The organism is Psychrobacter pacificensis, from assembly GCF_900101915.1.
In the GTDB taxonomy this organism is placed as follows: Bacteria; Pseudomonadota; Gammaproteobacteria; order Pseudomonadales; family Moraxellaceae; genus Psychrobacter; species Psychrobacter pacificensis.
On record NZ_FNAL01000005.1, the window covers coordinates 119,432 to 134,038 of the forward strand.

Here is a 14,607-nt window from a genome sequence, read left to right on the forward strand (position 1 = left end):
CATTTTAGCTGTAATGAAAGTGTAAGTTATCTTCACTAACTAACGTCTTCAGTTGTTGCAAGTTATCATCGTTCGGGTAAACCCGCCAATGTTCGGATAGTCCCACGTTTGCGATACCATAAACGTCATACACGCTCAAACCAAGTGGCAAGCAGTTATCATTGATAGAAGTATCTGTATTACTGAGCGCATTGTTTGCAGAACTTTGGGGCATGCTATTTTGATTAAATGCGTCATGGTTCATATCGTTCTCTAGAGCCAGTAAGTCATTGCCATTTTCATCATACAAACTGCCGCCCATGGCAGGGTCGTAAGTGTTACTAACACTATTGCCTGACTCATCTTGCTCTTGATTATAAGCCAAGCGTGGCTCAGGTATGATATCAGCCTGTGCAGATTTGAGTAATGGTTGCAAGCGTGTGAGTAGGTCGATATCGCTACCATGGACTTTGATACTGATTTTTTTGAGCCAACGCAGGCGCGCATCGACCATGCTCATGGCACTATCGAGACGCGCAAACAAGCGCCCATCACGCTCACGAATACTGCCTTTGATAATGACGACTTCGTCGATTTTCAATTGCTCTTTGACACGGTTGAAACGCTCAGCATAGCAGCTGACTTCCAATCTCGACGTGCCATCATCTAAAGTAATCACATTACGATTACCAAAATTGGCGATGTCTATAATGAGTCCTGCAAAATAGCAACTACCGTTATAACCAGTATCTGTCAATTTATTGAGGCGCGTGCCTGAGGTGTAACGTTTTAACTCATCTAAATATTCATTAATTGGATGACCCGTTAAGTACAACCCTAAGGTGTTCTTTTCCGCTTTTAGGCGGTGTTTATCACCCCAGATCAGCTCTGGCGACATCTCAAGTGGCGGCGCTGCAACAACACCGTCCATTTCGCCAAACAGATCCATCATGCCAAGCTCGTTATTTTGACGATCTTGCTCAGCCGCTTGGACGGCGCTTGGTAGTTGGCTCATCAAGGCACCGCGAATCTCGTAAGCTTCGTCGGCTGGTAAGTCGGGTCGTAGCGTCGCAGCAAAGTCATCAAAACAGCCCGCACTCACCAATGCTTCGAGAGTACGCTTATTAACCTTTTTGATATCCACACGGCGGCAAAAATCATATAAATCTTTAAAAGGTCCATCCGTTCGACGAGCATTAACGATGGACTCGACAGCCCCTTCACCTACGCCTTTAATCGCGCCCAATCCATAAATGATATTGGTTGGAGTGTCTGCGACAAAGTGCCACTCGCTGCGATTGACTGACGGATTGACCACAGTCAAATCAAAGTTTTCACGGCAATCATTGATAAAGAACACCACATTGTCGGTGTTGTTCATATCGGAGGTTAATACTGCCGCCATAAATTCAGCAGGATAGTACTGCTTGAGATAAGCCGTCTGATAGGCAAGTACCCCATAAGCCGCAGAATGCGAGCGGTTAAAACCATAACCTGCAAACTTTTCCATCAAATCAAACACACCGCCTGACGTGACTTCATCGATGCCTTGTGAAGTTGCACCAGTGACAAAGATATCGCGCTGCTTTGCCATCTCTTCAGGTTTTTTCTTACCCATGGCGCGGCGCAGCATATCAGCACCGCCCAAACTATAACCTGCCATCACCTGTGAGATTTGCATCACCTGTTCTTGATAGACGATAACGCCATTGGTATTCTCTAAAATCGGCTCAAGATTGGGATGGTCATAAATGACCTCTTCACGACCGTGCTTACGGTCGATATACATCTCTACCATGCCGGCATCAAGCGGGCCGGGACGATAGAGCGCACACATGGCGATGACGTCCTCGATATTGGTCGGCTGCAGTTTGGCCAGATACTTTTTCATGCCCATACTTTCTAGCTGAAAGACGGCGGTGGTTTTGGCATCTTGTAGCAGCTTATAGGCTTTGACATCATCTAACGGCAAATCTTCCAATACCAATGCGGGTACATTTTCTTTGGCACGGCGCAAGTTGATGTTCTCAACCGCTGCGTTGATGACCGTTAAGTTACGTAGACCCAAAAAGTCAAACTTCACTAGTCCTACGGCTTCGACATCGTCTTTATCAAACTGGCTGACACGGTGACCCTCATCGTCACAATAAATGGCGCTAAAGTCTGTGATTTTGTGCGGCGCAATCAATACACCACCAGCATGTTTACCGACGTTTCGGCAGACACCTTCGAGCTTGACTGCCATCTCCCAAATCTCAATGGCATCTTCATAATCCATGTTGTCAGGGTTAGAGATCAAGTCTTTGAGCTGTGGTTCTTGCTCTAGCGCTTGGCTGAGGGTGATACCGGGTGTTTTGGGAATGAGCTTGGATATTTTATTGGCCAAGAAGTACGATTTACTTTGGACGCGTGCCACATCGCGCACCACCGCTTTTGCCGCCATGGTACCAAAAGTGATGATCTGTGAAACGGCATCACGACCATAGGTTTGCGCCACATAGTCAATCACGCGATCGCGCCCTTCGATACAAAAGTCGATATCGAAATCGGGCATCGATACCCGCTCAGGGTTTAAGAAGCGCTCGAATAGTAGATCGTAATGAATCGGATCAAGGTCGGTAATATTGAGCGCGTAGGCGACCAATGAACCTGCACCAGAACCACGTCCAGGGCCTACTGGCACGCCATTGGCTTTCGCCCAGCGGATAAAGTCCATGACGATAAGGAAGTAACCCGGGAAACCCATTGATAGGATAATATCCAACTCATAGGCGAGACGCTCGTCATATCTTTGACGGAAATCGCTCCAATTGTCCGTACGGGCCTCAACAGGGAAAAGCTTATCTAAGCGCTCTTCCAGACCGCGCTTTGACTCTGCCCGAAAAAACGATTCAATCGTCTCGCCTTCAGGGACAGGGAAGTCGGGCAGTACGTTAATGCCCAGCGTTAAAGTCACATTACAGCGAGTCGCCAAGCGTAAGGTGTTGTCAACCACCTGCGGAATATCGGCAAACAGCTGCGCCATTTGCTCTTGGGTTTTTAGATACTGCTCATCAGAATAATTCCGCGGACGGTTAGGGTCAGCCAGTACGTACGAGCCTGCGATACACACGCGGGCTTCATGCGCATCAAAATCCTCTTGCGCCAAAAAACGCACATCATTATGCGCAATGATGGGGATGTTGTGTTTGGCACCTGAGTGAATGGCTGCTCTAATAAAAGCGTCCTCGCCTGAGCGATTGGTACGCTTGATGGCAAAGTATAAACGATCGCCAAATTGCGCTTGCCACTCGGTGAGCAGCTCATCGGCTTTTTCTGGCATAGAGCCAACCAGTGCTTGGCCTACGTCTGACTTTTCGGTGAGTAGGACAATGACGCCTGCTGCATGTTCTAGAATATGACTGCGTTTAATCACAGGTGTGCCATGATTGACAGGGTCAGCGCGACCTTCGGTAAACCCAAGCGACACGATACGGGTAATGTTTTGATAGCCTTCGTTATTCATCGCAAGTAGGGTGAGACGTGTGTCTTCATTATCCATGATGACTTCGCTGCCGATAATGGGCTTGATACCCGCGCCTAGGCAAGCACGATAAAACTTCACCGTGGCATATAAATTGGACAAATCAGTCAAAGCCAGCGCCCGCTGATTGTCAGCCGCCGCCGCTTTCACCAGCGGCTTGATGCGCACGATAGAATCGGTGATGGAATATTCGCTGTGGATACCAAGGTGTACAAATGCCATAGAAGACTCTTACTAGTACGATCAAAAGAAATAAGCTAGCGATAAAATACAGGATGATTATCAATCATTTGTAGTGTTATCGAGAGGTGGTTAAGACCTCGGTAGCCATGTTGATACGCTTTAAATGGGGTCGTTAATAATAGCATTATTTGCGGCATGCAGCCACTGATTGCAAGGGTTTAATCTGAGGGATGTGAATTATCATGTCAATTTAATTACGTAAGAAATGATATAAAAAACCCTCAACACGGTAAAGTGCGGAGGGCTATATAATTGATAAGTAATGACAATTTAACTTAGTACCCAACCACCGCTGCATCCACAATACGGGGATCAGAAGATCCATACAGGCCGTTTGGTGTGAGCATAATCGACTGCGTGGAGCCCATGGCGGACTTTGGACTGACCGTGTGCCCCATAGATTCAAGCTTTTTGACCGTATCGACATTGAGCGCTTTTTCAATCCGAATCTCATCAGGAAGCCACTGATCATGAATACGCGGTGCGTGAGTTGCCTCAGCGATATTCATATCATGATCAATGACGTTAGAGATGATTTGGGTGACGGTCGTGATGATACGACTGCCCCCTGGGCTGCCCGTAACGATATACGGTTTGTTGTCTTTAAATACCAGCGTTGGACTCATCGAGGAGAGCGGACGCTTATTGGCTTCAACAGCATTGGCGTCACCACCAATCAATCCGTAACCATTGGGTACACCCGGCTTGGCAGAGAAATCATCCATTTCGTTATTTAACAAGATACCTGTGCCGTCAGCCACGAGACCAGTGCCATAAGAGAAGTTCAACGTATAGGTGTTGGCAATGGCATTACCGTCTTTATCCACGATAGAGAAATGCGTGGTTTGATCGCTCTCATAAGGGAGCGGATTGTTGGCTTTGATGGTCGCGGCTGGCGTGGCTTTATTGGGGTCAATCAGTGTACGCAGTTTATCCGCATAGGCTTGTGACGTTAGGCCGCTAGCAGGTACGTCGATAAAGTCAGAATCCCCTAGGTACTCAGCACGATCTGCATAAGCCAGTTGCATTGCTTCCGCCATCAAATGAATGGTCTGTGCGCTGTTTTGACCATAGTCCCCCAGTGGATAGCCTTCTAAGATATTTAATATTTCGATAATGTGAATACCACCAGAGGAGGGCGGTGGCATAGAGACAATCTCATAACCACGGTAATCGCCTTTGACAGGCACGCGGGCGATGGCTTCGTAATCGGCTAAATCCTGCAAGCTCATGCTACCGCCTGCTTCATTGACGGCTTTTACGATGTCACGCGCGGTTTTCCCTTTATAAAATCCGTCTGCGCCTTGTACCGCGATTCGCTTTAGCGAGCGGGCAAGCTCAGGCTGCTTTAATCGCTCACCCGGTTGATAAGCGCTGCCATCAGGCTTGAAAAATACCTTTTTGGTGCTCGGCCATTTTTGCAAGCGATCACTCAAAGCAGTAAGCGATTCGGATAAGCCTGCGGTAACCTCTATACCGTCTTCTGCCAATGCGATCGCTGGTGCCATGACTTGCTCGCGGCTCATGGTGCCATGCTCTTCTAATGCTTTTAGTAGCCCTGCGACTGTCCCCGGCACCCCAACGGCTAAGCCATGATAACGAGATAAGTCACTGACTGCGTTGCCCTCATCGTCGAGATACATATCACGAGAGGCGCTACTTGGTGCTTTTTCACGGTAATCAAGCGCAACCGTTTTGTCTTGCTTGGCATCATAAATCATCATAAAACCGCCACCACCGATATTACCAGCACGTGGCAAGGTCACAGCAAGGGCAAAGCCAACCGCAACCCCAGCATCTACCGCATTACCACCGTCTTTCAAAATCTGTAAACCGATGTCAGAGGCCAGCGCTTCTTGGGTGGCGACCATGCCATTTTTTGCCCATACTGGATGATGAATGGCATCTTCAGAGTAGATAGCCTGATCGCTATTGGCATTGTTTGAGGTGGTTGTGAGAGTAGTGGTTTTTGCCCGTGTGATGCGTTTGGTTTCAGATACGACGGTTGGGTTGTCCCTCATAATGGCTAGATTGATGGCATTGGTATCAATCGAGGTGTTATTGACCGTGGGGCTGTTGGCTGAAACGGTTGGCTCTAGTGCATGAGCAGAGACAGACAGTAGTAGCGCACTCGTAATAAGGGCTGCGCTAGATTTTAATTGGTTATGAGTCTTGGGTTTTTTTTGCTTATCATAAGAGAGTGGCTGTGACATCGCAAAGTCCTTTTTGGGCAAGTAGAAAAAATAGGGTATCAAATAAATACACTTAAATAGTAACGAAAATAGCAAATAGTAGAAAGTTGTTTATCATATTTTGTCATTTGAGTTTTTATATGATGTGCAGTATGAGTGGTCTTCTATCGATATATACATAATTAGTGTCATGTAAATTGTGCAGAGAAGCTCACTAGCCAGTGAAGATTTTCTTTAAAAATAAGTCTTAATATTACTGAATTGTAACGTCTTGTGATATAAAGTACAGTACTAATGTACATCCGTTAACGACTGGCTATAAAGAGATTTTTATGTCATCAAACCATGTTAATAACCGTAATCGACAGTGCCACTCTGAGATGGCGAGTAATTATTTGCCTATCATCAACAATAAAAATAATAATGGTCATGTATCTCAAACAAGCAAATTAACCTCTATCGCTTTGCTAGTTGGTAGTGCGTCGCTTGTGCTTACAGGTTGTCAATCAAATCCGACTGCCTCAACGGATGTGGCAGCCTCCAGTACCCTTATGGATTTTAGCACTGCAAATCCTGCTCAGAGCCAACGTCAAGGTCACGCTTTTACGGCTAGTCAAGAGGCCCAAGCTGAGCGTTACGCGCAACTGTTTAATCAAGAAAAATATCCCAACACTGAGCACCAAGCCAAGGCGCATTTATTGGCAGCGATTCGCCAGCATTTGGCAACAGAGCATGTGGCCGTCGCGCAAGCCAATTACCAAGCAGTACCATTTATCGATGCCGATAGTATTGATGCAGGCTCAAGCAGCTTACTCAGAACGATTATAGAGACCTATGCCTATCAGCCTAAGGGAATGTACGATAGTAGCGATGATGAAGCGCAAGCTGAGGCTAGAGCAGAATTAGCAGCGGTAGGTGTAGAGTCGAATAAATGCAATGAAAACGAAGATGATGACGCTTATGAAGTCTGTGTGGTAGAGGGTATTAACTACGATTATGATGATGCGAAAGATTCGATAGAGTCCGACTATCCTAGTGACTATTATAAGTCTAGAGCAGAAGCTGAAGCAGAAAGAAAGGCCATTGCTGCTATATTGTCTGAAGCAGGGGAGAATGAGCCGACGAGCAGTGATGCTAGCAGCGATAACGAGTATGCCTACGATGCAGCAGATGATTACAGTAGTGACGACTATAATAATTATGATGAATACAGTAACGGTGGTGAAGGCATTCTCTCCGGCATGTCAGGGTTAAACCCGAAAACAATGGCTGCAAAATATGAAGCCATGCAAATGGATAAGCAGCGTGCTAAGACAGAGCCGACCAGTCGCGATGAGATAACATCCTCTACTGGCGTGATCGGTAGTATATTGACAATGTTCCATCGTACTCCTGAACAAATCGCTGCTACCAACGCCTATCAATATCAGCATTTGACGTTCAATAGCGTCAGTCAGTACAACCCAAAACAGCGGCAATTACAAAGCGTCTATAGCTACGACTATGCCACGCCAACCATCAGCTCATCTATACAGATACCAGTGGCATTTGATTTTAACAACAGCAGTGTCACGCTTGATCCATCGGCAATCATGCCAATCGTTGCGCTCGTCAATCCTGAGAACACCCCGCTGCCGTCGCAGATGGCTTCACATACAGTGAGCTTTGGTTTGCCTGACAGTATCACAGAGCAGTTGCCACCAGCAGTGCTTTATGATGCGGTGCTAAATGCCATACAGAGCAGCATGGCAGAATTGGCACCTGAGCATTTTAGCGCCGTAGACATCAGTGGTGATGCGTTTGCCAAAGAAGTTGGCGCGACTCGAGCAGTAAAAGTTTATTTTGGCAGTCAGCAAAGTGGTGAAATGATTGGTAAGACTCTGAAATATGTGACAAAATCGCTGCAAGAGTATGTGGATGCCCATCCAGAAAAATATCCTGATGGCGCTATACTAAAGGCGGCGCTTGCCAAAGCACAGCTATACAACAAAGGCTACCAAAGTGCGGATGTGGGTTCGCTACTACAGCTGATCGAAGCCATTGGCCCTATCTCTTTTAATCAGATTAATTACTATTATTTAGATAACTCAGATCGCCTGCTTGCCAAGCAGCAGCGCGTCAATATCGGTGGTGATTTACTTGGCTCTACGACGACCATGCTCAATCAAGTCCGCTATGATAAAGCCAGCTTTGACCACCATGCCCTAACGCCACTATTGGCAGAGTCATTTGGCTCAAATGCCGCAGCGCCTATCGATGGCAATGCATGGATAGCAGCACAGCGCCAGAAAAAAGACAGACTACAAACGGCACGCTATGCGCGTTACGATTATGAGGATGGCAGCTTAGAGACTGATTATAGTAGTGACGAATATGACAATCGTTATGATGCAGAATCAATTGATGAGAGCCGTATTGGCGATGCTAAAGATGATAATGAAAAATAGAGACGACGTCGCATTATCTTATCGCATTTACGCATATGTCTATTAAGGATAAAAAATGAAAACAGCACATCAAACGCTTACACTACGTCTGTCATCTATGATAAAAAATCACTTATTATTGACCAGTGTTTTTCTATCAGGGGCGCTTTTGCTAACTGGTTGCCAAACGACCAATGTGAACCCTTCAAATACGCTGGCGACAAACCCGTCACCCAGCACCGCCAAAAAAACATTGGCCAGCGCATTACAAAAACAGCGCCGCCAATCGTTCAGCTACCATAGTAATATTGAGATCAGTAACCATCAGCAGCGTACGGCGACATCTGGCACACAAATAGTGGCATCAGATTATGTGGATGCACATTGCGAAGAGACACATGACCAAGCCTATGCGGCATTGATCATGCAGGCAGAAAAACAAAACAAAGATATTTTAGCCACCGATTATGATGACAAGCGCGATGCTCTTAAACAGTCTTATTTTGAGTGCGTCGATGCTTATTATGCGTGGGAGGAGCACCAGTACGATAGCGATGTGACAGTGCCAGCAGGTTATCAAGCACTATTTGACAATTATGAAGACAAACCAAAGCCGCTAGATATAAAAAAAGCGCAACTGCTAGATGAGTATCTACTAAAACCGTTATCTATCAATGCTCAAGGCATCTATCAGCCCATGGCAGGCAGGGCGACGATGCTCGCCAGCGCCCAATATCTAGCACGCAATCATCATAGCAGTATCAATCAGCCCATCTACATCGACATGAAAAACGGTGATATCTACCTATGGGCAGATAACTTTGCGATGATAAACTCTGAGCTGTTAGACGATAAGCTTGGCGCCAAATGGCGAAACAAATGGTTAAAAATAGCCATTGATGATGGAACATTGCCAAAAGGATTCGGTAGAGAGGTGATAAAAAGCCACTTTGCTGCATCGGATCTGACTTATGAGGCGGCGCCTGTTAGCCAGTTCGATTATGTCGCGCCCAATACGCTTGCCGCGCTCTCGTCCAAGTTGCCGGCGCATCAGCTATCAGCAATGCTCTCAAGTGCCCAAATCATTCGCCGAGTACAAAGCTTTGAGAGTTATCAAGAGGACTATCAAAATTATCTGCAAATCTTCTACAAGCGCATTAGCCAAAAATATCCGGAGCTGGTAAAAGAAGCCGAGCCTATGACAGCCTTTGAGACGATTCAAAGCTCAAAGGAACTCACTAGTAAAGCGATGGTGCAAACAATACTGGCTATGATAAATGCTCAAATAAATGATGAAGATAAGACGGAATCTAAAGTCGCTGCAAACGCCACAGTAGAAGAGCTATATGGATTTGACAAACGTGGTCAGCTCAAATGGCAGCATCTGCACCGCCAATTAGATAACACTGGCAAAACTGCGCCAGATAAAAGTATGACAATAGATGTCTTGCAGCAGTATTCTGTTATTAATAGCAAAGACAAGGCATTCCCAAATCTACCACGTGAGGTTCAGACACCAAATGCGAGCAACAGTATTGATCTGCGAGACTATGCGTCAGAGTTGCTGGAATATTATCGTGACGGTAATGGCACAGCAGTGGGTAAAATGATATTTAACATGATGCCAATGGCGAAAGAACGTTTTGGGGCGACAGACTAACTGGAAGATAGCATCATTGAGTGTTAAGTAGGATACTGTCGTAAAAAAGCGCATCGTATAAACGGTGCGCTTTTTTTAATATGGCCATCACTTATGTTGTGACAGATTTTTTACATGCCTTGATGATGTGGCTTGTCATGACCTTTACGATCTTTTGAGTGCTTACGATCTTTTTCTTGCCTTTCTGATTTGAGCTGTTCCATTTTTGCACGCTGCTCAGCGGTCAACACCTGAGAGATGGCATGCTGCGTTTGGACGCGTTCAATAAAGCGCTGTTTTGCTTTTGCCGCTTGCTGATCGGCCAAACGGTTTACCGCCGCGTTGTTCAACGTACTTGCATTGGTCAGTGCTTGTATTTGTTGTTCCATTTGTGCGCGTTCTGCCTGATGTTTTTCACGGTCAGCTACGCGGTCGCCATGTTTTTCTTGCATGATGGCTTTGATTTGCGCTTGCTGCGTCGCTGTCAGATTCAGTTTTGACATTGGGCCTCTCATGGCGCCGTCTTTATGGTTCTTTTGCATTTGATTCATTGGCGCGGTGTCAGAGGCTGCATTGACACTAGAACATGCTGTCACAGTAAATACGCTAGAAGCTGCTAATACTGAGCCCAATAATAATTTTTTCATGATGACATCCTTTAATTACAGTGAGTTTGGTTAAGTAAATACTAAAGTCTTATCTTGCAAGCATCGTATTCTAAGCGCTATTAATCGTTGTGATTGGTCGTCTTAAAAGTGCAGGTCTTGCGGTTGATAGAAGCTATCTTACGGCAGTTAAAGGTTACGAACATTTATGAAGTATTAAGAAAGGTAACGTTTATAGCGAATTGACATGCGCTTGCCTGATAATATGGGCAAGTAAACGAATAAAAGCCAATTAAAATCATGGAAAGGAGGTAAGTGTGCCAAATATATTGATAGGCGATGATGATGAAGAATTGACTCAGTTACTACAAGAGTATTTGCACAACCATGGTATTCATTGCGACTGTGTCCATGATGGGGCGGCAGTTATACAGCGATTAAAAGCGGTGGCGCATGATGATTCCGCTTATGATTTGCTCGTCCTTGATATCATGATGCCAAAAATAGATGGGCTAAGTGTGCTGCGGCAACTGCCAAATATCAGTGATATCCCTGTGATTATGCTGACGGCAAAGGGCGAGGAGATTGATCGTATTATTGGTTTGGAGCTGGGCGCTGACGATTATATCACCAAGCCCTGTAACCCCCGCGAGCTACTGGCACGTATCAATGCTGTGATTAAGCGTACCAACACGACCACGTCTGAGCATACGCCGCTACCAGAGAGTCGCTTGCATCTTGATCAAAACCAGCGTGTTTGTGAAATAGATGGTGTGGCGCTACAAGTGACGGGAACAGAGTTTGACTTACTCGTGGCGCTGCTCAAGCAAAAAGGAGATGTGGTTAGCAAAGCATGGCTGTCAGAGAATGTCTTGCAGCGTGAGTTGCAGCCTTTTGATCGTAGCCTTGATGTGCATGTGTCTCGCCTGCGCAAAAAACTTCAGCCTTTTCATGACGAACCAATAAAAGCGGTGCGCGGTAAAGGCTATCAACTGGTGCTCTAATGATAAAAACTTCCAGTAAGTCCGTCAAATCACCGAAATTCAAAGTGCGAATCACGCTGTTTTGGCGTTTATTCCTGAGTCTATTACTGACGATACTAATTACCTCACTATTATCCATTATGGTGGAGCGCTGGCTGGCTGAAAAAGAGCTAACGGCTCGTATGGACGTACAAATTGAGAGTCTATTAATTCAGCGTCAACAGATGGTCGATGCGCTGCGAGTGGGTGATTTGATAGCTGTCAGGCAGATGTATCGTCAAGATCGACGCCTCATGAGTCAAATCAGAGTCTACGATGAGCAAGGCGCTATTATCTTTCCGCGTTATCGAGATAGAGACGAGCGCACGCAAGGACGTGGGCAGAGCGGCCAGCAGTCGATGGAACGTGCCATGCAGCGACCACTGCCGCCACCGCCTAGAACTTACGATAATAAACCAAGCAATCTTAATGATGAGATACCCGCAAGACAGCCTTCTGTTTTGCACGAGATCCTAAAACCAATAATGCCGAGCAGTGCTGCGATAGCGGATACTGATGCGCGTCCTGAGCTGGCAGATATCTCGGTTGAACTGCCTGATGGACAATCAGTCATCATACAGTTGCGCCCGCATCTACGTTTTGCAGACGTGGTGGAGCTACAGCATGGCAATTTTCCCCTACGTTTACTATTGATTATTGCCTTTAGTGTGTTGGTTTGTGTCTGGCTTAGCCGTACGTTGACTCAGCGTATTGGACGTGTACAGAGTACCGTGCACCGTATGATTGATGGCGACTATCAAGCCAATCCAGCGCTATCAAAAATGGGTAATGATGAGCTGGGATTACTGGCCAAAGACGTGGCTCATTTGTCAACGAGACTGGCTGATAGTGAGCTGGCGCGTAAGCAGATGCTCAGTGATATCTCGCATGAGCTGCGCTCACCGCTCGCGCGTCTCGATGTTGCAACTGAGCTGACTCGTGATTTTGCACCCAACGCCCATCGTTATTTAGACCGTATTGACAAAGAGTCTGCGCGGATGAATGAGTTAATTGAGCAAATTATCCATATTCAATCCCTACAAATGCAGCAATACACGATTGATAATTTGGAGAGCGAAGCAGTCGATTTGTCCGAGATTATCAGTGACATCGGGCAGGATGTGTGTTTTGAGTTTCAGCATAAAGAGGTGAGATGGCAATGGCAACCACCTGAATATTCATTTGGCAATGACTTAAAAAGCGCTTGGACAGTACAAGGCAATCAAGAGCAGCTGCATAGTGCACTTGAAAATGTCGTTCGCAACGCTTTTATGCATACGGCAGCGGGCTCAACAGTCATCGCTGAGATGAAAGCGGTGCAGATAGATAATAAGATGCCTGCGATTCAAATCAGTATCACGGACGAGGGCGGCGGTGTCGCGAATGAGGATCTAGAACGTATTTTTCAACCATTTGTCCGTCTCGACACGGCTCGTCATCGTGATACGGGTGGTTACGGGTTGGGGCTGGCTATTGTTCATGCTGTCGTGATGGCGCATAAGGGATATATCAACGCCCATAATCGACGAGATGGTGTACTAGGATTGGTGGTGCAGATAGTATTACCGATTAAATAGTAAAATTTATCATGAGGAAAAAGCTCAACGTATCAGTAGATGCTTTTCATGGATTGATGTTCTATGTTCTATAGTGAAACCATTATAAAAATGGTATAGCAAGATTAAACGCTATTTTTCGCAGCCTCTGGAGACGCAGTCACAGCAAGCAAGAAAAGTAGCGTTTAATCGAGCGCGTTTCCTATGCTGTATCAATTTTATTGAGGTTCTACTATATAAACATTAAGACAGTGATATTAAAAGAAACATCAAAAAAAATTATTAGAATAACGATGGCGCAACCGGACCCAATGCTATGGCGATGGGCAGTAATGCTAGTGCTACTGGCGGGCAAGACATTGCCATTGGTAGCGGTCAAAGTGATCAGAACACCTCGCTATAAGATTAATACCGAATCACGCGCCGCCGCCTCCGCCTCCATCGCTATTGGGGCAAAAACGCTGTCTGAAGGCGCATTATCTACCGCAATTGGCGTGCAGTCATCGTCATCTGGTGTTGCGTCTTCTGCCTTTGGCATCGGTGCTTCAGCAAGCGAAAAATGCCATGGCTGCTATTAATACTTTTGTAGTATGCTTCATACGAATCCTTGTAAAGAAACTTTGAGTGATAGGGCGGTTAAGAGTCGATATCATTTACAATCAACAGTTAACATAATAATACCCTTATTAAGTCTTGTTTTAATATATTGATATTTATGCATGTTTTGGCGCATCAGGCTGCACCATAGGATCGGCATCTGCAAAAGCCTTTAGTGTGCGGCAATGCGTATCAATAGCGACGATATTGGGATAAGGAGTCAGGTCCACTTCGAAGCGCCGCGCAGAAGAAACCTGCGGGATCAGATAACAATCTGCAAAAGTGGGCCTGTCACCATAGCAGAACTGTCCACGGTTTTTATCTGCTGCCAACCGTGTCTCTAACGCTGCAAACCCTTCAGTAATCCAACGATTGCACCATGCAATGACTGCCTCTTTATCTACTGACAACTCATTACGTAAGTACTGTAAAATACGGCGGTTATTAATCGGATGGATATCGCAGCCAATCATCGCACTTAGCGCACGCACGTGCATGCGACCAGCGGCATCTTGGGGCAATAAAGCGTGCTCAGGGTAGTCTTCTTCTAACCACTCCAAGATAGCGGGACTTTGGTATAATAATAAATCGTCCGCTTTTAAGACTGGCACCAGTCCTTGCGGATTAATCGCTTTAAATGCGTCCTCTAACTGCTCATCTTGTGCCAGATTGATCGCGATATCATCATAATCTAAGCCTTTTAAATTCAAGGCAATACGGGTACGGTGAGAAGTACCACTGCGAAAATAGCCGTAAAGTGTCATCATTATTTATGCCCTTATTGTGATAGGTTATTTGTATCAAGCTTATGTGAGATAAAGTTAG

The 14,607-nt window shown here is 45.9% G+C and carries 9 protein-coding genes; 5 read left to right on the forward strand and 4 right to left on the reverse strand.

Going from position 1 to position 14,607, the window contains the following annotated elements; all coding sequences use genetic code 11:
• Window positions 1–4: 4 nt before the first annotated feature.
• Together dnaE and ggt are read right to left on the reverse strand one after the other, a co-directional pair.
• On the reverse strand, window positions 5–3,724 hold the full coding sequence (gene dnaE / locus BLR43_RS04600) for a DNA polymerase III subunit alpha (protein ID WP_093069163.1): 3,720 nt from the start codon (window positions 3,722–3,724) through the stop codon (window positions 5–7).
• 296 nt (window positions 3,725–4,020) lie between these two features.
• Entirely contained in the window at window positions 4,021–5,958 is a 1,938-nt protein-coding gene (gene ggt / locus BLR43_RS04605) for a gamma-glutamyltransferase (RefSeq protein WP_093069164.1), read from the reverse strand.
• 311 nt (window positions 5,959–6,269) lie between these two features.
• On the opposite strand from ggt, the gene BLR43_RS04610 reads away from it, so the two are divergent.
• Window positions 6,270–8,384, forward strand: a complete 2,115-nt coding sequence (locus BLR43_RS04610) for a hypothetical protein (RefSeq protein ID WP_093069166.1) — start codon at window positions 6,270–6,272, stop codon at window positions 8,382–8,384.
• A 55-nt stretch (window positions 8,385–8,439) separates the two neighbouring features.
• Window positions 8,440–10,023, forward strand: a complete 1,584-nt coding sequence (locus BLR43_RS04615; protein ID WP_093069176.1) for a hypothetical protein — start codon at window positions 8,440–8,442, stop codon at window positions 10,021–10,023.
• Window positions 10,024–10,133: 110 nt separating this feature from the next.
• On the opposite strand, the gene BLR43_RS04620 is transcribed toward BLR43_RS04615, so the two are convergent.
• A complete protein-coding gene (locus tag BLR43_RS04620) occupies window positions 10,134–10,649 on the reverse strand; it encodes a Spy/CpxP family protein refolding chaperone (RefSeq protein WP_071001490.1) in 516 nt (171 codons plus the stop codon).
• 275 nt (window positions 10,650–10,924) lie between these two features.
• Between BLR43_RS04620 and BLR43_RS04625 the strand changes: the two genes are divergently transcribed.
• The 3 genes from BLR43_RS04625 to BLR43_RS14010 all read left to right on the forward strand — a co-directional run bounded on the left by BLR43_RS04625 (window position 10,925) and on the right by BLR43_RS14010 (window position 13,588).
• Complete coding sequence (locus BLR43_RS04625) at window positions 10,925–11,611, forward strand: response regulator transcription factor (RefSeq protein WP_071001491.1); 687 nt, start codon at window positions 10,925–10,927, stop codon at window positions 11,609–11,611.
• Window positions 11,611–13,206, forward strand: coding sequence for a sensor histidine kinase (locus BLR43_RS04630; protein ID WP_093069178.1), 1,596 nt, complete (start codon window positions 11,611–11,613; stop codon window positions 13,204–13,206). The genes BLR43_RS04625 and BLR43_RS04630 overlap by 1 nt, the downstream gene beginning before the upstream one ends.
• A 301-nt stretch (window positions 13,207–13,507) precedes the next feature.
• The gene (locus BLR43_RS14010; protein ID WP_406947897.1) at window positions 13,508–13,588 is read left to right on the forward strand and encodes a hypothetical protein; all 81 of its coding nucleotides are present in this window, start codon (window positions 13,508–13,510) and stop codon (window positions 13,586–13,588) included.
• A gap of 310 nt (window positions 13,589–13,898) precedes the next feature.
• Here BLR43_RS14010 and maiA read toward each other — a convergent pair whose 3' ends face one another.
• Entirely contained in the window at window positions 13,899–14,546 is a 648-nt protein-coding gene (gene maiA / locus BLR43_RS04640; protein WP_208855953.1) for a maleylacetoacetate isomerase, read from the reverse strand.
• Window positions 14,547–14,607 lie beyond the last annotated feature (61 nt).